At 32.1% G+C, this 21182-nt stretch carries 22 protein-coding genes; 11 read left to right on the forward strand and 11 right to left on the reverse strand.

All coding sequences use genetic code 11. The features are described from left to right. Positions 1–145 precede the first annotated feature (145 nt). The 5 genes from INT04_RS00605 to INT04_RS00625 form a co-directional block, all read right to left on the reverse strand. Positions 146–589: a hypothetical protein gene (locus tag INT04_RS00605; RefSeq protein WP_193014239.1), complete on the reverse strand. Its 444-nt coding sequence runs from the start codon at positions 587–589 to the stop codon at positions 146–148. 275 nt (positions 590–864) lie between these two features. Further along, positions 865–1797 (reverse strand): nucleoside hydrolase, encoded by a 933-nt coding sequence (locus INT04_RS00610; RefSeq protein WP_193014240.1) that lies wholly within the window; start codon positions 1795–1797, stop codon positions 865–867. An 80-nt stretch (positions 1798–1877) separates the two neighbouring features. Continuing rightward, positions 1878–3065, reverse strand: coding sequence for a NupC/NupG family nucleoside CNT transporter (locus tag INT04_RS00615; protein ID WP_193014241.1), 1188 nt, complete (start codon positions 3063–3065; stop codon positions 1878–1880). Positions 3066–3118: 53 nt separating this feature from the next. Next, positions 3119–4318 carry a ribokinase gene (locus INT04_RS00620; protein WP_193014242.1) on the reverse strand — a complete coding sequence of 400 codons (1200 nt, stop codon included), beginning with the start codon at positions 4316–4318 and terminating at the stop codon, positions 3119–3121. 365 nt (positions 4319–4683) lie between these two features. Continuing rightward, on the reverse strand, positions 4684–4878 hold the full coding sequence (locus INT04_RS00625) for a hypothetical protein (protein WP_193014243.1): 195 nt from the start codon (positions 4876–4878) through the stop codon (positions 4684–4686). Positions 4879–5057: 179 nt separating this feature from the next. Between INT04_RS00625 and INT04_RS00630 the strand changes: the two genes are divergently transcribed. After that, entirely contained in the window at positions 5058–6467 is a 1410-nt protein-coding gene (locus INT04_RS00630; protein ID WP_193014244.1) for a DKNYY domain-containing protein, read from the forward strand. A 90-nt stretch (positions 6468–6557) separates the two neighbouring features. Here INT04_RS00630 and INT04_RS00635 read toward each other — a convergent pair whose 3' ends face one another. After that, positions 6558–7010 (reverse strand): multidrug/biocide efflux PACE transporter, encoded by a 453-nt coding sequence (locus INT04_RS00635; RefSeq protein ID WP_193014245.1) that lies wholly within the window; start codon positions 7008–7010, stop codon positions 6558–6560. A gap of 99 nt (positions 7011–7109) precedes the next feature. On the opposite strand from INT04_RS00635, the gene INT04_RS00640 reads away from it, so the two are divergent. After that, positions 7110–7982 (forward strand): LysR family transcriptional regulator, encoded by an 873-nt coding sequence (locus INT04_RS00640; protein WP_193014246.1) that lies wholly within the window; start codon positions 7110–7112, stop codon positions 7980–7982. Positions 7983–8059: 77 nt separating this feature from the next. Here INT04_RS00640 and INT04_RS00645 read toward each other — a convergent pair whose 3' ends face one another. Both INT04_RS00645 and INT04_RS00650 read right to left on the reverse strand, forming a co-directional pair. Further along, positions 8060–8398, reverse strand: coding sequence for a DUF1869 domain-containing protein (locus tag INT04_RS00645; RefSeq protein ID WP_193014247.1), 339 nt, complete (start codon positions 8396–8398; stop codon positions 8060–8062). 11 nt (positions 8399–8409) lie between these two features. After that, positions 8410–8742 (reverse strand): DUF1971 domain-containing protein, encoded by a 333-nt coding sequence (locus tag INT04_RS00650; RefSeq protein WP_193014248.1) that lies wholly within the window; start codon positions 8740–8742, stop codon positions 8410–8412. A 362-nt stretch (positions 8743–9104) separates the two neighbouring features. On the opposite strand from INT04_RS00650, the gene cbpA reads away from it, so the two are divergent. From cbpA to INT04_RS00665, 3 genes are all read left to right on the forward strand, one after another. Continuing rightward, positions 9105–10046 (forward strand): curved DNA-binding protein, encoded by a 942-nt coding sequence (gene cbpA, locus INT04_RS00655; protein ID WP_193014249.1) that lies wholly within the window; start codon positions 9105–9107, stop codon positions 10044–10046. Further along, positions 10046–10351, forward strand: coding sequence for a chaperone modulator CbpM (gene cbpM / locus INT04_RS00660; protein WP_193014250.1), 306 nt, complete (start codon positions 10046–10048; stop codon positions 10349–10351). Before cbpA ends, cbpM begins: the two co-directional genes overlap by 1 nt. Positions 10352–10919: 568 nt before the next feature. Continuing rightward, complete coding sequence (locus INT04_RS00665) at positions 10920–12416, forward strand: C69 family dipeptidase (protein ID WP_193014251.1); 1497 nt, start codon at positions 10920–10922, stop codon at positions 12414–12416. A 79-nt stretch (positions 12417–12495) separates the two neighbouring features. Here the strand turns inward: INT04_RS00665 and INT04_RS00670 are convergent, their stop codons facing one another. Continuing rightward, complete coding sequence (locus INT04_RS00670) at positions 12496–13392, reverse strand: AraC family transcriptional regulator (protein ID WP_193014252.1); 897 nt, start codon at positions 13390–13392, stop codon at positions 12496–12498. Positions 13393–13770: 378 nt separating this feature from the next. On the opposite strand from INT04_RS00670, the gene INT04_RS00675 reads away from it, so the two are divergent. The 5 genes from INT04_RS00675 to lpxL all read left to right on the forward strand — a co-directional run bounded on the left by INT04_RS00675 (position 13771) and on the right by lpxL (position 17955). Beyond that, positions 13771–14103: an MliC family protein gene (locus INT04_RS00675; RefSeq protein WP_193014253.1), complete on the forward strand. Its 333-nt coding sequence runs from the start codon at positions 13771–13773 to the stop codon at positions 14101–14103. 194 nt (positions 14104–14297) lie between these two features. Next, positions 14298–14834 (forward strand): GNAT family N-acetyltransferase, encoded by a 537-nt coding sequence (locus tag INT04_RS00680; RefSeq protein ID WP_193014585.1) that lies wholly within the window; start codon positions 14298–14300, stop codon positions 14832–14834. A 260-nt stretch (positions 14835–15094) separates the two neighbouring features. Further along, positions 15095–15952, forward strand: coding sequence for an alpha/beta fold hydrolase (locus INT04_RS00685; RefSeq protein WP_193014254.1), 858 nt, complete (start codon positions 15095–15097; stop codon positions 15950–15952). 395 nt (positions 15953–16347) lie between these two features. Continuing rightward, positions 16348–16560, forward strand: coding sequence for a cold shock domain-containing protein (locus INT04_RS00690; RefSeq protein WP_193014255.1), 213 nt, complete (start codon positions 16348–16350; stop codon positions 16558–16560). Positions 16561–17025: 465 nt separating this feature from the next. Then, positions 17026–17955: an LpxL/LpxP family Kdo(2)-lipid IV(A) lauroyl/palmitoleoyl acyltransferase gene (gene lpxL / locus INT04_RS00695; protein ID WP_193014256.1), complete on the forward strand. Its 930-nt coding sequence runs from the start codon at positions 17026–17028 to the stop codon at positions 17953–17955. A gap of 465 nt (positions 17956–18420) precedes the next feature. Here lpxL and INT04_RS00700 read toward each other — a convergent pair whose 3' ends face one another. Then, on the reverse strand, positions 18421–18732 hold the full coding sequence (locus tag INT04_RS00700) for a hypothetical protein (protein ID WP_193014257.1): 312 nt from the start codon (positions 18730–18732) through the stop codon (positions 18421–18423). 557 nt (positions 18733–19289) lie between these two features. Between INT04_RS00700 and INT04_RS00705 the strand changes: the two genes are divergently transcribed. Further along, positions 19290–20045, forward strand: coding sequence for a class I SAM-dependent methyltransferase (locus INT04_RS00705; protein ID WP_193014258.1), 756 nt, complete (start codon positions 19290–19292; stop codon positions 20043–20045). Positions 20046–20112: 67 nt separating this feature from the next. Here INT04_RS00705 and INT04_RS00710 read toward each other — a convergent pair whose 3' ends face one another. Continuing rightward, complete coding sequence (locus INT04_RS00710) at positions 20113–20979, reverse strand: NmrA family NAD(P)-binding protein (RefSeq protein ID WP_319021309.1); 867 nt, start codon at positions 20977–20979, stop codon at positions 20113–20115. Positions 20980–21182 lie beyond the last annotated feature (203 nt).

The raw sequence follows: 21182 nt of genomic DNA on the forward strand, positions 1-21182 counted from the left end.
GTCAGTAATAAGAAAAAGGATAATGTAACACAACAATTATCTGGTTGAATTGACGCCAACAAAAAAATACATGAGGCGTTACCATAATGATTTGCATATTTGATCGTTCTTTATATGCAACACTGTGGCCAAATTGGTATTAATATTATTTTTCATTCTTTTTAACTTGAAGGTAATCCGTGAGAAATGCTTGTGCATTTCCTTCATGGGATATTCCTTCAGAGTAATTTACTGATATAGGTTGAGATTCTTCAGGTATGTACAGATTACCACAGCATTTATTCTCAATAATTAGAGCAACAAATTTATTGCCATTGATATTTATTGAGTATCGGGTATCTTTACTTGTTTTTTCGACCTGCATCTTCTGAATTTTTAAATTCCAGTCATGGTCAATACTTTCGATCTGCACTAATGCTTCATTCGCATTACGATCACCAATACGCAGAGTCCAAACAATCACCCCTTGTTGGCCTTTATAGGCAATAACATTATCTGCCACATCAGGGCGTTGTTCTGCATATGCGCTCCCGATTATGAAGGTAAATAATATAACGATTAAAGCCATTAATTTTTTATAACTAGTCATGTTCCTTTATCCTAATTTATTGTTATATATGTTTGTTATATAAATACCAACATCCTCTTGCTACGATGTTGATCATCATAATAGACTTATTTATTTTTAAATAGAGTACATGATTATTATTAGGATATTTCTTGTTTTGTTCTTGGCAAGATATTAATCAATTATTGTTAGGAAGAATAATATTAATTTTCAAATAAAAAAGTATAAAAAATAATATCATAAAGTTTGATACAGAGAAGCTACACTTCTCTGTATTTCTTTCTATTTGATTTAGTTTACAAAGATAAAATTCGTTCAGATATCAGTGACATTAATTTCTCCGATTGAACGTCGGTGATTATCATCGTATTCATACGACATTCATTTAAACTACTATTATTTTTAGGTGGTATTGAATCATCATGGACTGTTGCAAAACTTAAACCAAAGAGTTTGCGTGATTCGTACTCAATATCAATATGGCCATTTATACCGGTGAAAATATCTGGGCGGATTAAATAACCTATTACACAAGGATCATGTAAAAAAGGATCAAATGCGGCATATCCACGAGACATTTTTGCTGCTGTTCTAGCAATGATGTTACCTTGGTCTAACGATTGACATAACCCTGCTCGAATATCAGCCTTATGGGTGACATCTAGTCCCAGCATAGTAATGTGTTCCGCAGTGTCGAAGACGATATGTGCCGCGTGTGGATCGACATAAAAATTAAATTCGGCTGCTGGTGTTATATTCCCATTACGAAATGCAGCTCCTCCCATTAAAACGATATCTTTCACATTATCCTTAAGCCTGGGTTCTTTTAGCATTGCCATGGCGATATTGGTAAGTGGGGCTGTCGGGCAAAGGGTAATTTCTTTAGGATTAGACATCACAGTATCAATAATGAAATCCACAGCATGTATATCAGGATAAGTGTAATTGGATTTCGGTAACGTTACACCCGCAAGGCCGTTATTACCGTGTACTTGTGTTTTATTTCCTCGACGCGCAATCAAAGGTCGTTCACATCCTCTGGCTAAAGGGATGTCGGGGCGTGACACAAATGAAAGAATGTTGCGGGCATTCTCATGGACTTTATCAAGTTCAACATTTCCTGCGACAGTTGTAATCCCCATAACTTTAATTTCAGGTGATGCCAATGCGAGTAAAATTGCAATAGCATCATCTACGCCCGGATCACAATCTATAATAATTTTAGTCATATAACCTCTCCGTTAATAATTACCGTAATGCATTGAATAGTAATGGTATGAATAGAAATAGAGTGCTTGAAAAATAAACATTAACTAACAAAAACACCGACCATAGTTGCAGATAAACAACTGACTAACGTTGAACCAACGATCAATCGAAAGCTATTTGCTGCTATCATTTTTCCATGCTCTTTACTGATACTGGCGACGCAGGCGATAATCATTCCTACAGAACCAAAATTTGCGAATGAGATAAGAAAGACTGACATAATGGCCTCAGTTCTTGGGCTCAGATCCTCTAATTTGATATAATCAATCATGGCAACAAATTCATTAGTTAAAATCTTTGTAGCAATAATTTGTCCAAATTGAATGCTGTCTTGCCAAGGAACACCAAGTACAAAAGCGAGAGGAGAAAAAAGATATCCAAGAAGCCCTTGGAAACTTATACCTATGATGTGTAAGAAAATATCATTCAACATACTAATTAAAGCGATAAAGCCGAGCAGCATAGGAACTATAGCTAGAATTAACTTAAAGCCATCTAACATATGTTCTGTTAATACTTCAAAAAAGCTGTGGTGTTCATTTTTCGGACCAGAGAAATTACTTGATATCTCAATGGGATCATTAGGATTAATAATAGAAACAATAACGAAAGTACTGAAAAAGTTTAGGCACACACCGATAAAGACAAACTGAGGAGATAACATTTGAGTGTATGCGCCAAGTATTGCAATATCGACAGTAGACAATGAGCACGCAGCTATTGTATACATTTGTGGTTTTGTTAAATTTGGAATGTACTCTTTAATTGATACATATACCGCCATCATGCCAACGACGACAGCACTAACTGCAGAGAAAGATTCAAGTTTACCTACTTTGGCAATTTTATTAATAAGGTATCCGATGGTCAGAATAATCAATCGAAGAATACCAAAATATTTTAATATTCCAATAATTGAACAAATAAATACCAATGGCATTAGAGCAACAACAACAAACACAATAGGTGTTTTAGTGCTGATATCCCCAAATACAAAATCAATACCTTTATTTGCATGATGCACTAAATATTCTATGCCAATAGTCGTTGTATTAAGAATTGTTGTTCCGACAGATGTATGCAAAAGTATAAAAGCAACAATAGCCTCTATTAATAAAAGAACTACAATTGGAATAAATTTTTTTCTTATTTCACGAGCTTTAAAACTGATAGAAGATGCCACTGTAAATATTAAGAGAAGGCTAATGACAAAAATTAAATACTTCATAACAACCTCGATTATATAACTTATGAACGGGGTGGGTTATTTATACACTTCCCTTACATACACTCTTTTTTGAGTCTGGCAGCAACACTTGTACGAGATGGCATTGATGATGCACCTTTCTTCTCAACCGCTAATGATGCATAAGCGATAGAAAATTTGATGGCTTCATCTATATTCTTGCCTTCAATCAAATTTGCAGCCAAGGAGCCTGTGAAGGCATCACCAGCGCCACTTGTATCAACAACAGAAGCACTCATTGCTTTATAATATTTCATTGTGGTGCCATTGAAATAAAGTGCACCACTGTCACCAAGCGTCATTACTATTTCTTTAACCCCTAAGTTGTATATTGCTTTTATGGCTTCTTGTGCCGAAATAACGCTATCGATTTTAATATTTGATATCAATTCTGCTTCTGTTCCATTGGGAACTAATAAATCAACAGAGGGTAAATGTGAAATAATTTGATCAGAGTAGGGGGCTGGATTCAGAATGATGTAACACCCCGACTTTTTTGCTATTTCAATGGCAAATTTTGTCGCTTCTATATTATTTTCTAATTGGGTAAGAAAAATTTTTGCCGATTGCAGGTGATTAATATCGGAAAGAATTTCTGCTTTAGTAATCGTTGCATTAGCACCTAGATCAATAACAATGCTATTGTTTCCAGAGGAATTCTCAACCATAACAAGGGCATTTCCCGTTTTTGCATTGGGATCTTTAATTAATGTGTATGAGCCTATTTTTGTCGTACTAAAATATTTCTCTGCAGTTGCACCAAATGAATCATCGCCTACTTTAACGAAAAAATGCACATTATCATTTAGCTCTGATGCCGCTGCAGCTTGGTTTGCTCCTTTACCGCCGGGGAAAAAATTTGTGGATATTGCTTTGATTGTCTCCCCTACAAAGGGAAATCGTTCCACTTCCGTGACAACATCTAAATTAAATGATCCCAAGATATATAATGCACATTTATCGACATCCTTTCTGTCCCTTTTTTGTTTTTGACTATTAATATGAATAACTTTAGTTTCATCAATAGTTTGGGTTATGATGGGTTCAAGCTCAATTTTTTGTAATTTTACGCCACCATGAAATTTAGTGGCTATCCCTAAAAGCTGTAATTCATCTATATATCTCCTCACCGTTCTTTCTGATACATGAAGCAGAACACTGAGTTCTTTTACATAGATGGAATTATCTTTAATTAATTTTTTTCTAATAAATGCAATGCTACTCTTTTTTTTCATATCATCCTCACTTGTTAAAAATTTATTACATTTGTTAAGATGATAGTGTTTAATTAAGTTTATTCTGCTTATATAATCACGTTTTTTGCTCGTAATTGGACAATAATCTGTCCGTTTATATAAATTTTAAGAAAAATATGTGGTGATAGGTGATAGGTGATAGGTGATAGGTGATAGGTGATAGGTGATAGGTGATAGGTGATAGGTGATAGGTGATAGGTGATAGGTAGTTTAGGATAGAAATAAAATCATTGATGGTTATCTGTCTATTTTTTATTTCAAATAATGGGATATTTAAGAGAAAAAGGAATATTTATAATTTATTATTCTTAAAATATCCCTCCATATGTTAAACATAATTTAAATCACAGTACTTGGCTTAAAAAAACCAAAATAAGACTAATATCCACGATAATGAGTAATACACCAATAAGTACTCTTATCAAAAGGCATGACAGCGTGGTTGGTGGAGCTTTAGGAAATAATGCAGAAAAACTCCAATATGCTAATGTTGCAATTAGAAATATAGCAAAAAGCATATAGCTAATAAAAAATATCATACTTAAATTCCTTTTTTGTTAAACGTTATGTTTTTAATCTAAAAATGATTATTTATCAGAATATTATCATAGTGTTATAAATTTAATTTTCTGTTGAGGCTTATTAAGTCATGTTAGCATAAATACAATATTAAAATTTATCGTTATTATCTGAATCTTAAGAGATTTTATATCATTTTATGAAGATATCTAAATTTATTGTCATGATTAGTATTGGTATTATTCTAATATCGATTGTATTTTTGTCAGGCTTAATACTCTCTTTCTATAAAGTATCAGGAAGTGATATTGATAATGGTAAAAAAATTGGAAACAGTATTTTTACGCTCTATAACGACAAAATTTATGCAACTGTGCCTAGCAATGGAGAGTATGTCATTGCATTTGCTGATCCTAGTAGCTTCAGAATGTTATCAAAAAAGTTTAATTACCGAGAACGTCAATTTGCGATAGATAAGAATAATGGTTATTGCGGTAACCGTATTATTCCTGATCTTGATCCTAATAAAGTAAAAGCATTAGGACATAGCTATTTTTCAGACGGTAAAAACACCCTTTATTGTGCGCCTTTTACGTTACAAAATATCGAATTATCTAGCCTTAAAGAATTATATCAAACATGGTTATACGGTTGGTCATTTGGCGAAAAACCTCAGACGTTTTACTATCCAATGAGAACGCTTCCTTTATCAAAAACACCTTATCAACCTATACTTGAGGCTGATTTAATTAGTAATGGAGAGCAAGTGTTTTATGAAGGAAATTTGATGCCTAATGCATCCGTTGAACAGTTAAAATCAATTAATATATTGTATAACGATGGATCTTTAAGAAAAAGTCATCTTTATCATCATGATAAAATTAATGTTTATTATAAGCAGCACAAGTTAGGTATAAAGAATAGCCCAGATTTATATAGTTTCTATATTGGTAATTTATATCAAAATGCTTATTTATTTGAGCCTAACACAGGGCAAATATCGATGAATAATATCGATTTTCCCTTAGACAATGCACCTTATAAAGTAATAAGTCATTATGGTGGGCATGTTTATCATGGCTTATTTTTATCTAATCAAGGTGTTTATTTTTATGACACACAACAAAAGAAAATCCGTAGAGCTGGGGATAATCCGTTCTTAAAAGGCTATTGGAAAGAGATAGCACCACTAGTTTTTTCTTATAATAGTAAAATCTATTTTTTACAAACATCAGAAAGTTGGGGAGGAAATAAATCACCAGGATTAATTTCTCGTAGTACGCACCTTTATCTCCTAGACGAAAATACAGTAGGTGAGTGGAAAAAGCTGGGAGATGTGACTTATCATCGTTATGGTGAAGTGTGGAAAAAAGAAAATAGCTACTATTATTTTGATAAATTAGGAACAACCCAAGGAGTTTATCAAACAATATACAGAATTGTCAGTATGAGCACCTTAGAACATCTCCTTAATGATGAATTACGCGTTGATGAAATGAGAAAAATAACACGAGATAAAGAACAACTACAGCCTGCTGGTGGTATTAAAATATTAACGGCAAAAACACAGTATAGAAAAACACTGACTCATTTATTTGATGATGAGTAGAAAAGTTTAGTGAGATTAATTTATTTTTATTAATAGTGATAATAAAAAAGCACTTAATAATAGCTTATTAAGTGCTTAAGTACATCGTTATTAATTGCGTGCAATAATGCTTTTTTCTTTACGATCAAACCAACTTTCACGCAATCTATCGTAAGTTAGGTTAAATGCATAAGTATAGAAAAGGAAGAAAATAAAGAAGCCAATTTCTAATAAAAATGCATTCCATAATGACATGCTTAATAAGAATGCCAATATAGGTAAACCAATAATCACAAAACTAAATTCAAAACCAATCGCATGAATGATCCGTATTTTGGCTGGTCTTAAACCTTTTGATAACGGCCAATAACGGTCAAAAATCATGTTATAAAATAGATTTAGCAGCATGGCTAATGTTGATAAAACAATAGCGACAGTTCCCATCTGAAAAATTGAGCGTCCCAAAAGCCATGCACTCAGCGGCGCTGTCATTGCAATAGCAATGACTTCAAATGAAACAGCATGAAAAACGCGCTCAGTAAATGTTTTCTGATATTGGCTCATATCCCACCTCAAAGTAATTATTTAGCAAAAAACAGATGCAATTATTGGTGATATTTTGTATATATACAAAATAGGTGCCATCGAAAAAGTCGATACCATATGAACTATTCCATAGAAACTTTGCGTACATTTGTAGAAGCAGCTTCACTAAAATCATTTTCTGCCGCTGCCCGAAAATTAAATAAAAGCCAATCTACAGTTAGTAGCACTATCACAGGATTTGAAGATGATATGGGCTTCGAATTATTCGAACGTAAAGGAAGAGAATCAATACTGACTTTTGCTGGTCAAAAAGTATTAAGTTTAGTTGAGGATATTTTAGTGGCTGATGAACGATTACAGGCATTAAGAATAGAATTATCACCAGAGATGGAACCTCGATTAAGTTGTGTTTTTTCTGATATGTACCAACCGCCTTATTCTGAACAACTCTTAAAAATTCTAGATAAAGAATTTCCTCATATCGAATTTGAATTTCTCGTTGCTGAAAATGATGATGTCATTAATATGCTGCAAAATAAGCAGGCACATATTGGTATGATGGAATCACGAATAGAATATCCAGCGGATATTGCTTTTTCTCGTCTACCAGTGAGCGGTGAGTTAGGATTATATGCACATAAAAGACACCCTCTTGCTAAAGAAAAACAGATTGGTTATCAACATTTAACAATGCATCGTCAATTAAGGCTGAGCAGCCGTGCTCAATTCGTTATTAATAGTGAAAAAAATTGGTTAGCACCTAATTATTTATTACTATTAGAAATGGCGGAACAAGAAATGGGATGGGCGATTTTACCTACCTGGCTTGTTGAGCAATTTGGTCATAATTTATTGGTTAGCTTAAATTATGACCAATTTCCGAAAAAAATAGATATTGATTTAGTTTGGTCGAGAAATAATCCACCCGGAAAAGCAGGATATTGGATGATTGATAAACTTCTAAAAAATGATCTGCAATTTTCTCGTTAAGTGTTAAAAAAATCAAATTCACCTTTATTATTAATAACAAAGATGAATTTGATTTATTATTACTTTAATAATGGTGATCACCAACCACAAACATTTGTTTCTTCATCCATATCATAACCACGTACTATATTGATGAGATCTTTTACTATTAAGCTTGAGTACTCGGGATTCAAGAGATCGGTTAATGCGCTTTCCTTATCGACAGAAACACCGTTATTTTTATTTGTTAGTACTAAAGAAATGGCTTGTGAATCGATATTAATTTTATTTTTTAGTTCATCGATTAAGAGTAAAATCTCTTTTGTAGCAACCTCAGGAATATATAAAATTTTAGGGTTAAGAAAATTTTTTTGAGATTTTTCTTGAGTATCAGTATTAATTAGCTCTAACAAGTAGCCTTTATTTTCATTATCCATCATCCGTCCTTTTAGTCTTCAGCAAGTATTTTAGGATCGACATAAAAATCGACGTTAAAAACAGTATCTTCAGTCTTAGCTTCTATTTTGTGCCATGTTTCTGGTGGAAATACACCAAATTCACCTGCATTGATTACAAGTGTTTCAGTTGGTTTTTGACTGAATTCATCTGCATATGCGTAATACACAATCGTTCCTTGCATAACCGATAGTTTAGGGTAAACCCCTTGGCGAGTTCCTTTATCTAGATGTCTTTCCCAAATTGATTTAGGGGCAGTGTCTTTAGTCCAAAGCGGTGTTGCTCGAACATGAATATAGTGAGTTGGGATAATAATACGTTCCACTTTACCTCCCTAAAATAGTGAAGAATTTGATATTTCTGTTCATTAACTTTAGTTGAAAAACTGAAGTTAGTAACACAGTAAATGATTGAGCTGTGGAGTAAAATTTACCCCTTATAATGAGGTATTTCAAATGCAATTTAAGGATAAAAAACAATAATTTCACCCAACATTACTCTAATTAATTGTTTTGTATGGCTTAAATTAAATTTAATGATTAAACTATTTTTTTATATTTATTTTTTACTTGAATTGAAATTTTTTAAGAGGAACATTATTTATTAATATGATTTCTTTGTTCTATAATTAATCAAGTCTAGGGGAGTAGTATTTAATTCATCATTTAACATAATTGAGATATCACTATGGAATTAAAGGATTACTATACCATAATGGGGGTGAAGCCCACCGATGATACTAAAACGATTAAAACAGCTTATCGACGTTTAGCAAAAAAATACCATCCAGATGTAAGTAAAGAACCTAATGCAGAAGAGCGTTTTAAAGAAATTGCTCAAGCGTGGGAGATATTAGGTGATGAGCAACGTAGAGCTGAATATGATGAACTTTGGGCTCACCGCAACGATCCAAAATTTAAGCAATTTACACAACAACATTCAAATACAAATCAAGAAAGCTTTAGCCAAGAAGATTTTGATGATATTTACACTTCATTTTTTGGTCAACATTCTCCGTTTGAAGGACGTCGAACCCAGCAACCACTCAAACAACGCGGACATGATTTAGAAATAGAATTAGCCGTCTTTCTGGAAGAATCACAAGAAGAACATAAACGCACAATTAGTTACCGTTTACCTGTTTATAATGTTTTTGGGATCGTGGAAAAAGAAATTCCTAAAACATTAAATGTTAAAGTTCCTGCGGGTGTTATTGATGGTCAACGCATCCGTCTAAAAGGACAAGGGACAATAGGCGAAAATGGTGGTGAAAATGGTGATTTATGGTTAACTATTCGTATAGCACCTCATCCTTTATTTGATGTAAAAGGCCATGATCTAGAAATAGTCGTTCCGATTGCTCCATGGGAAGCCGCATTAGGTGCAAAAATTCCGATACCTACAATTAAAGACAAAATTTTATTAACCATTCCAGCAGGAAGCCAAACAGGGCAAAGATTGCGTATTAAAGGCAAAGGATTAGCCAGCCAAAAAGTCAGTGGTGATTTATATGCCATTATCAAAATTGTTATGCCACCTCAATCTGATGAGAAAGCACGTGCATTATGGCAACAGATTGCAGATAGTCAGGCCGATTATAATCCACGTGAAAACTGGGGGAATAAATAATGGCTCAATTAACAACAACGGTATTTACTGTCACTGAATTTTGTCATCATACTGGGATATCAAATGATGAGCTTAAAGAATGTGTTGCGCTTGGCATGATTGAACCATTAGAGATTGAAACTCAAGAATGGCTTTTTGATGATAATGCGATTGTGGTGACACACCGAGCATTAAAGCTTCATAAAGAGCTTGCCTTAGATTGGCATGGCATTGCCATTGCGCTTGCTTTATTAGATGAAATGGAGCAGCTAAAACAGGAAAATAAACAATTACGCCAGCAATTAATGCGGTTTATAGCTAAATAACGATTAAATAAAATAGTGGTTAAAAGAATAAACACTTTAGTCACTATTTTAATATGATTATTATTTACCTCTATTTTTCTTGTTTTTTAATGTGGATAATGTTTTTTAAATAAAATGTTGTAAGTAATGAATTATAGAAATAAAAATATCTCAATCTTAATCTCTATTTTTATTTTATAATTATTTAACAAGTTTCACATCCTTTTATTTACTATGGTACACTAAAAATAACATAGATTATTATCATATTTAATGTATTGTTATTAACTTTAGTATTAAAACTAACCTTAATGAATAATGTGACTTCTAATTACATAAAAATAACATTTATAACGAATTTATTTTTATTTATATATAAAATATATATTTTAAAAAATCCCATGATATTAATATGATACATTTAATTAATATGATTATTTAAAAAAACAATGCTCATTGAGATATAAATCACGGTAATGATCGCTTTCTCATTGTTAATATTTCACGTCCAATTATCTATCTGGTTTTTTATTTTTCAAGATACCTAATTGATCTATAAATTATAAATAACAAGCAAATGGGAAAATTTATGTCTTTATTTAAAAAAGGTATTATTGCATTATCGCTTAATATTGCATTAGTTTCTTCTGCTTTAGCCTGTACCACCTTGTTAGCAGGAAGTGATGCAACAAATGATGGATCATTGATTATTGCTCGTAGTGCAGATAGTAATGCATTAAAAGCACAACATTTTGTTATTCATCCAGCAAAAGCAAATCAAGCAGGGACTTATAGTACTAAAGAACATAATGGTGCTAATAATTTTATTTATCCATTACCTGAAAATTCATTGCGTTATACCACTGTCCCAAATTGGAAAACACAGCTTCATGGTGCGACAGGATTTAATGAACTGGGAGTCGGGGTTAGTGGTACAGAATCTATTTTTGCTTCACCTAAAGCCCTTGAGTTCGATCCCTATGTTGAAGATACCGGTATAACAGAAGATGATATTCCAGATGTGCTTCTTTCAAGAGCGAAAACAGCGCGTGAAGCAATTGAATTATTAGGAAGTATTATTGAAAAACAAGGTGCAGGAGAAGGGTTTGGTGTTGCTGTTGTTGATAAAAATGAGCTTTGGTATTTAGAAACAGGAACAGGACACCACTGGATTGCACAAAAGTTACCTAAAGATAAATATTTTGCGACAGGTAACCAAGGAAGGTTACAAACCTATGATGTAAACAGTGAAGATATCTTAGGCTCTAAAAATTTAGTAGAGTTTGCGGTTGAAAAAGGACTTTATAATCCAGAAAAAGAGGGGATATTTAACTTTTCTAAGGCGTATACCCGTGATGATGAACGAGATCGTACTTACAACGATCCTCGGGTATGGGTTATTCAACAACAATTTAATCCGTCATTAAAACAAGCTGTGGATGATGGTCGTCATTTCGCACCTTTATTAACACCAGAGAAAAAAGTATCTGTTGAAGAAGCTAAAGCGATGTTACGTAATCACTTTGAAGGAACTGAACACGACCCATATTCTAATGGATTAAATGGTAAAGAATCTTGGCGCCCAATTAGTGTGTTTAGAACTTATGAAGCACATGTAATGCAAGTTCGCCCTGAACTTCCTCAAGAAATAGGTGAAGTAACTTATGTTGGTTTAGGTATGGCGGATTTAACTGCATTTGTTCCGTATTACAGTGGATTAAAAGTCTATCCTCAACATTATGGCATGGGAACAGATAAAGCGGACAGTGACTCGATTTATTGGAAGTATCGTAAATTGCAGACATTAGTTATGACCGATTATCCAAAACTAGCGCCAATAGTAAAAAAAGCCTATCAAGATTGGGAAATCAAAACAGCATTAGAACAAAAAGAAATGGAAGCTAAATATCTCAATATGGTTAAAACCGATAAAGTGGGTGCAGATAAAATGCTTAACGAGTTTAATTTACGCATTATGGCGGATGCGGAAAAGTTGACGGAAAATTTAACTAATGAATTATTTACCGTGAGAACAAAAGATATTCAAGATGATATTTTCTTGGCTAATAAATCTAAAAAAGACTAATAAAGAATAAGTGTTTTAAGAAATACTGAAACCGAAAGATCCCAATTTATTTTTGGGATCTTTTTCAATGTAGGGATGACTAAAGAACGGGAATATAATAGCTAATTTTTTGTAAGTGTTCTCCACTTTGCCCTAGCAATTTATCATAGCTAACGGCGCCTTTTAATGTGTATCGTTCAATGTCAGGGCCAGGTCTACGCAATAAATTCATTTTTGGTAATACTTTAGTGTATACGGTATAAATAATATCATCATAGCCCGTTAATGAATCTAAAATCTCATCCATATGAAAGGTAATGGCTAAATAATTGCCACTAGGCAACTCCAGTTGCGACATAGAAGAGACATTTGATGTTGCTGATAAGTTATCTTTATCAACGGCGGTGCTATAAATATACATTGTATCTTCTAGTGTAGATGCAGAGGCTCTATGCATTGCATATAACTCAGTGGGTATTGTATGTACATCTTTTAAAAATTTACGCCAGAATTCTTTTCTGAATTTTTTTTTGTCAGAGTCCCATGTAGAAATGGGTTTATTGTAATGGTGGGACATACCTACTAATTTTAGAGAAGGAAGGGTAACTACTTCGTATTTGGCGCTAAGTTCAACAGTTTCCAGAGCGGGAAAAATAAGCTCACTAATATCCCATCCTGGCTTTTTTCTATATTCTGAAGGGGTGATATTAAACTGTTTTTTAAAGGCTCGACAAAATGTTTGCTGAGAATCAAAACGATATTTCAATGAAATATCTAACAAGCTACAACGCGTTATTCTTAAGGCATAGGCGCCACAAGATAAACGACGGGCGAGTATGTATTTTCCTAAAGATATTCCTGTATAAGCTTTAAATAAGCGCTGAAAATGCCATTTTGTATAGCCTGACTTTTCAGCAACAATATCTAATGATAAACGTGAATCGAGATTTTGTTCGATCCAAACAATGATATCTTTAACAACATTCTCTTGAAGCATGAATATTCCTATTATTTTTTTTATCGATTATTTTCAATAAGATCGACTTAATTTATTGAGCTACAATAAATTTATAGGTGTTAGGATAATAGCATATCGTATAGTGATAGTTACATTGAATAAAGTAAAATAGGTAGGTGATAATGTAAAGTTATGTATTGCTATTTTTTAAAATTAAACTTGATAGTAAATAAAAACAGCGCATTTAACTCACTAATCAATGATTGATGTTTTTTTATTAAAATTAAGTTTAAATTAAAATCTATATGAATATTTCTATATTTAATAAAATGCGGAGATATCCTATTTTTTCTTTTTTAGAAAAAGTCTAGCTTAATTATATTAGTAAAACCCTATCGGTTATTTTAGGAGATGTATATGAATAAGTTATTTTCTATTTCTGCTATTGCTTTAGTTTCTTCATTAATAACAGCTCCTGCTTTGGCAGCTAAAACGGATACTTATAACTGTGAAGGCCAAAAAATCAGAGTTTCTTTTCCTACTGAACAGTTAGCTGTTATGTATTACAGCGATGAAATTATTGTTTTAAAAGAGGCTGTTGCGGCTAGTGGTGCTCGTTATGTTGGTGAGAACTTCCAAATTTGGGGCAAAGGTAAAGGTGAATTTAATTTAGCAACGATTTCAGAAGATGATGCAGTTAATGGGCGAATTGCTGAAGATAAGGGCCGTACCTGTAAATTAGTAAAATAACGTAGAAACTAGTTATAAATAAAAAAGAGGGCAATTTATTGTCCTCTTTTTTATAAGAAAAAGATTAAGTAAATATAATAATTAAAAATAAGTATAGAAAAGTAATAACGCATTTTTTATCACACAAATAAGTTGGTCATAAAAAACAAATCAGTTATAAAGATAGTCTTATTGTGATTGCTAAATGGTTTTTTATGATTATTAAATATACATCCAAGCATACTTGTCACTTATCCAAAATAGAGAAAGAAATACTGTATTTTTTGTTAATAGAAAGTTTTGGTGATGACTTTTCATTAGATGACTTTCAGCATGCATTAGGTGGTATGCATATTTTTGCTTATTATCAAGAAAAGATGGTAGGGCATGTTGCTATTGTTCAAAGAAATATGGCGATTGATAATAATCCTATTTCGGTAGGATATGTTGAGGCAATGGCTGTTTTAAAGGATTATCGTCGACAAGGAATAGGTAAAGAATTAATGACTCAAGCGAATGATATTATCAAGTCTTGTTATCAGCTTGGACTACTCTCTGCTTCTGAGAAAGGTATACCGTTATATTCTTTGTTAGGATGGCGTAAATGGACAGGTAAGCTCTTTGAATTAAACCAAGGTGTTTATAAACAAACAGAGGGTGATGATGAAGGAATTATGGCATTGAGTACTATAAATGAAATTGATTTAACTTCATCGTTATATTGTGATTTTCGTAGAGGTGATCAGTGGTAAAGCCCTTACTTATTACAGCTAATTGGTTATACTAATAGAGAGTAGTATGACATCTACTCTTTTTTATTTAAAAAAAACAAAAAATAAATTTTTGGTTTATCCACTTATCTGCAACTAAACAATATTTATTGTGAGTTTATATGAAGTCTTACCCTTAGCTAATCTCAATATTAATTTTTAAAAGAAGAACTTTAAAATAGGCATTGCTATCCAATATGGCAGGTAATGTGTTATCAAAAATTAATAAAAGACAAAATCTAATGAAAATTAAAAACTCAAGAAAATATAATGTATCATTACCAGATAATAGAATTTTAACGTGGTATGAATCGGGTCCAGAGCAAGGTAAGCCAGTATTATTTTGCACTGGTGCAGGTATGAGTGGTTTATTAGGTGTAGACGTTGACCTCTTAAGTAAACTTAATATTCGGCTGATTACGCCAACTCGCCCAGGATTGGGCGATTCTACTTTTGATCCTAAAAAATCGTTAAAATCTTTTTCTGAAGATATTTTATTTTTATTAGATCATCTTCATATCAAAAATATTAATGTAATGGGATTTTCACAGGGGGCTGTTTTTGCGATGGCTCTTTGTGTTTACTGTCATGTTGATAAATTACTGATTGTCGCAGGGCAAGATCAATTTGATTATCCTGATACGCAAAATAAGCTAACAGATGATGTTGTTAATATGCAACGTCAAGCTGTTGGAGCACCAGAACTGTTAACCAGTTGGATTAAGCAAAATATAACAGCTAAATGGCTAATGGATTTTATTTTAAATTACAGTGCTGATGTTGATTTGGCTATTTATAAATCAGTTGATTTTCTCCCTGTTTATCAAGAATGTATGGCAGAAGCTTTTAAACAGGGCAATGATGGATACACTCAAGATTTGCTGATTGCGATGCAACCTTGGGGATTTTCACCTGAAGAAATAAAGACACCAACAACTTTATGGTACGGAATGAAGGATACTAGTACCGTTCATTCTCCGGACTTTGGAGATTTATTATTTCAACGTTTTCCTAATGCTGAGCGACATTTATGGCCAGAAGAAGGTGGTTCACTTCTGTGGACGAAAACAGAAGAAATTTTATTAGAACTAGTTGATTAAGGTGATGTAGTACATTAATGATAGAGTAGATACTGGTTATCTTAAAAAATAACAGTATCTACTTTTTTATTCATGTTTTTAAATTAAAATAATGAGATAGGTAAAATAGATAATTATTTTTAACTTATAATTATTTTCTAATTTGGTGCGTGAAAAATTTTTTTTAAAATAAAGGTGAAAATAATTTGCTATAAAATGAATTATATGACTTAATAGCGTCACTGGTTTGGAAGTACAGACCTATTTATGTTAGTGCAGTTTTAAGTAGTTCACCGTTTAGCGTTATCCATGATACCTCTTCGTTGCGAATTCCTTCAAATAGTGACCATAAGTAAAATCCGAAATCAAACCGCAAACAATGCCTTATGGCAAACAAATTAATTATAGGAAATCTTATGTCTAATACAATGACTGGTACAGTAAAATGGTTTAACGATGATAAAGGTTTTGGCTTTATCACTCCTAAAGACGGAAGCAAAGATGTATTCGTACACTTTTCAGCAATTCAAAGCGAAAGCTTTAAATCTCTGAAAGAAGGCCAAGAAGTTTCATTTTCTATCGAAAATGGCGCTAAAGGTCCTGCAGCCGCGAACGTAATCGGTCTGTAATATTGGTTATTATTACAGTATGTATTGCTTAATGCAGTATCAAACATACTGATAATGCCAATAAAAAAAACCTCACCTTGGTGGGTTTTTTTGTTTTAATAATGTCCATAATTTCACTTTCATTTTATTTCTGAAAATACTTCAAAATATTATTATTAAAGTTATGTAAATATCGAAGGTAAATAATTTTCCTGATTAGAAATATATTTACTTTAATAACCAATAAAATACATAAAAATAATTTAAATAATAATAAAATTCTTATAATGGCAAAATAAAGATAGTAAGATATTGCTTTCTCAATGAAAAGAAAGAAAAAAAATTCATTAGAATAGAAAAGTATCGGATAAATCATAAAAAGATAATTGAAGTTAAAAATTAAATTAATATTTAATGGCTTATCTTAAACAATTGATGTCTAATTCTATGTGGTTTAAATACTTTTAGTTCCTAAAGGACAAACTAGTGTACGCTAAAAATTTTTTCTCATTGCACCTTTTACACCCAAAATATTTTCTGACGTGGTTTGGTGTTTCTATTCTTTTTTTATTAGTACAATTACCTTATTCTTGGCTGCTTTTTCTTGGTAAACGTTTAGGGTTGTTATCACGTTTTTTTGTAAAGAGAAGAGTTTCTATAATAAAGAAAAATCTAGAGTTGTGTTTTCCCGACAAAGATCAAAATGAAATTAATAAACTTGTCATGGATAATTTATCTTCTCTTGGCGTTGCATTATTTGAAACAGGAATGGCATGGTTTTGGAGCGATCGTCGGTTAAAGAATCTCTTTGAAGTAGACGGAATTTCTAATTTCACCAATGCGAATGATAAAAATGCGGGAATTCTATTGATAGGGATACATTCCATGTCGTTAGAGCTAGGTGGTAGAATCATGGGGCTTTGTTTCCCTGTTAATGCCATGTACCGCCCACACAATAATAAAGCTATGGAATATATTCAAACTAAAGCAAGATGCCGTTCTGATAAAGGGATGATTGATAGACGTAATTTAAAGTTTATGGTTATGGAGTTAAAAAAAGGGAAAGCAATTTGGTTTGCACCTGACCAAGACTTTGGGTTAAAAGGAACCACATTCTCACCTTTTTTCTCTGTTAAGAAGGCATCGACTTCAAAAGGAGTTGCCATTTTAGCTAAATTATCAGGAGCACCAACGTTAACAGTAACTTTGGTCAGAAATGAAAAAAAACAAGGTAAGAAGTACAGCCTGATAATTGGTAAGGAGCTTATAAATTATCCTACTGAAAATATTCAAAATGATACAGATAGAATGAATAAACTGATCGAAATAGAGATAATGCGAGCGCCAGAGCAATACTTATGGGCACATAGACGTTTTAAAACTAGACCTGAAGGTGAAGCAAGTCTTTATAATTAAGTTGTAATTGTTAAATAAAAAAAGACCAACACACAATGTGTTGGTCACAGTAAATACTGGAAGCAATGTGAGCAATGTCGTTGTGATAAAGTTGAGTACAATACTCAACTTTATCACAAGCTAAAAGATAATCATTATCAGTTGGGTTGTCAACCCTAGCGTTTGTATGGATTAAAGGAAAGTGTAAATAGAAAGGAATGTAATAAAGGCAAAAGGATAGGTTGAAAAGAAAAAAGAACAAATCAGATAAAAGAAAACTAAAAGCACTGAGTTAGCAGGTATAGAAATAGACTATACCTGCTTAATATATTATGACCATAGTAGAAAAATACCATTTATATAAATATAGTAATAACTTCTGATGTTCTAAAAATATATACTCATTATTTAATAATAAATATTATTCCTAAATTAATTATAGATTAATGTTTATTGAAAATATAGGAATTTTAAATTTTATGAATATTAGTTATACATAATATCCATTATTGCTAAATTTTCACCAATCCAGTTTATATTCATTGAACCTCTATTTTCACCAAGTTTAGCATTAAACATTTTATTGGGTTCGATTCTGTGTTGTATTTCTTCCATTTCAACACCATTCCAGCAGTTCGTTTTAAAAACATGGCCAACAGAGTCTGTCATACAATTACCTTCAACAATAGAACCTGTAAAAGTAATCGTTCCTGATCCAATGACTTTATTTGTATCTGCTATAACTGGTGCTGATAATAAAAATGCTAAGCAAGTTCCGATAATAAGATTCTTTTTCATTATTTATTCCTCAAATATTTTATTGATTATCTTTGTGTACTAATTTCTAATAAAAAAATTAGTTAGTGTTTATGATTGATTTTTTCTCACACGTTTAATTGATATCTTTCCGTGTCGAGTTGATGAAGGGAATATTAGAGGAAAAAAATATATCAATCTGTAAAAAATCTTGATGGTTAATGACAGTTATATAAATAATGATGAATGATTTATTGGTGGTTTTAATGTTTTTTTAATAATTTAATTTTTATGATTTAAATGTAATGGATTGATAAATAAGGTGTAATATAGAATTTTAATGATTTCATTAATAAGTTAATATAATTTAATATCAGTTATATTACTTAATTTTTCAATGATACATTTTGTTGTTAAAACAAAAGATGTATAAATGGAGTGATTTCAGAATTAAATAAAACTTATCAAAGTATTTCAATAAAATTGTTAACAAAGAAAAAAAACATCATTATTTGATGTTTTTAATTAAAATGAGTTGTTGATATCTTATTTTATAACCCTATCATCAATAGAGTAAAAATAAGAGAGAGTAAAGTACGATGCAGAGTTATCACTCATTATCAGCCCAAGTGTATCAAATAGATAAGCCTATAGGCTGTAGCTTTGGCGATGTAGAATACTATCAAGAGCGCCTTAAAGATATTGATGGCAAGATTTTAGAACCCGCAGTAGGAACTGGACGAATTTTGATCCCTTTATTAAAAGCGGGACTAAATATAACAGGATTTGATCTTTCAGACGAAATGCTTTATTTCTGTGTGGATAATTTGAAAAATAATGGCTTTACTGCAAAAAAAGTAGTCAAAGATAACCTGCTAACATTCCAAGTAGAAACTTTAGTTGATGCAGTTATTATTCCCACAGGAACTTTTTTGCTACTAGATAGTGAAGAGAAAGCGTTACAATCACTTCAAAAATGCTATAACGCATTGAATTTTAAAGGACGTTTACTTGTGGATATCAGCTTGGCACACTCTTTTGTGAAGGGCCAATGTACTAGCAGACAATTTGAAACCCCTGAAGGAGATTTAATTACTTTACAGATCATTAATGCCGATATAGATCACATTAATCAGCTTACTGTATCTCATCACCGTTATGATAAGTGGAGAGAGGGTAAAATAATTGAAAGTGAATGGGAAGTCTTTAAATTGAAATGGTTTGGTGTTTCTGAATTTAAACATTTACTTGAATCTATTGGTTTTAAAGGAATAACAATCTCGGGTGACTACCAATATTTGCAAGTGCCTAATAATGAAACTGAAATTATTACCTTTGAAGCCTATAAAATATAGTGTTTATTAATTAGCAATAAATAGGCTATTATAATTAATAGCCTATTTCATATTTAACATTTTTGCATTAACTAAAGTGTTTTTTGTTATTAAGAATAAATTGTTTTAATGTTATTGCTGGCTTTCCTGTTATTTTTTCAAAATTATCAAATATAGCGCCCTCTCTCGATAATTTTCCTGAAGTGAAATCCACATAATGGTCATAAATACTTTTCATATAGGAAAGTTCAAGTCCATTTTCTTGAGCATATTGCCAAAACACTTCAGGAGAGTCGGCTTTATATTGAAAAGGTTGGCCTAATGTTTCAGTAATTAACTGTGCAATTTGTGGATAATTTTTATTTTCATATCCTAATCGATAGGTATTCCCCGCATGTAAACTTGGTGATAATAGACAATGAGCAGCTATTTCAGCCACATCGGTACAATCAACCCAACTTAAAGTTGCATCACCAAAATAAGAACGAAGAGTGTTTTTATTTAGATTATTATCTCCCTGATAGCCTAGTAGATTTTGCATGTAGGATTCAGGACGGAGATGAGTAAAGCGGATGCCTGACCATTCAATATAACGCTCAATGAGTTGATGCCAAGCCCAATGTGAAACCTGCGCATTATCATCACCACAAGCTCCCAAATGAACAATGTAATCGATACCCTGTTGTTTGGCGATATCAACAAAAATTTTACTCTGTTGAAGCATGTTAATTGTGTAACCCGTCATCATAAATACGGAATCAATACCATTAAGAGCTGGTTTTATTGTCTCAGGGTTGTCGTAATCCATTAATACAGTAGGATAGGGAAAGTGGGTATTTTCTGCAGGTTTTCTAATCGCTAATACAACATTTTTATAACCTTTTTTTTGTAGTGATTTTATTAATAGGCCTCCGACTTGCCCTGTTGCACCTGTAATTAATATTTTATTAGTCACAATAAATTTCCTTGATAAATTAGATGGTTAACTAAATATTTTCAGCTTATAAATTTGGTGTTTAAGCTCGGAAAAATAGGGTTGATAGTACAGTCACTTCCCTTTTCTAAATATGTTGAATACTTTTTTAGTGATAGTTTAGGGTTTACGGACATACATCCTCTATCGAATTGTAAAAGATATAACAGTCATGATGTCTTTTC

It is taken from the genome of Proteus sp. FME41, from assembly GCF_014897315.1.
Classification (GTDB): Bacteria; Pseudomonadota; Gammaproteobacteria; order Enterobacterales; family Enterobacteriaceae; genus Proteus.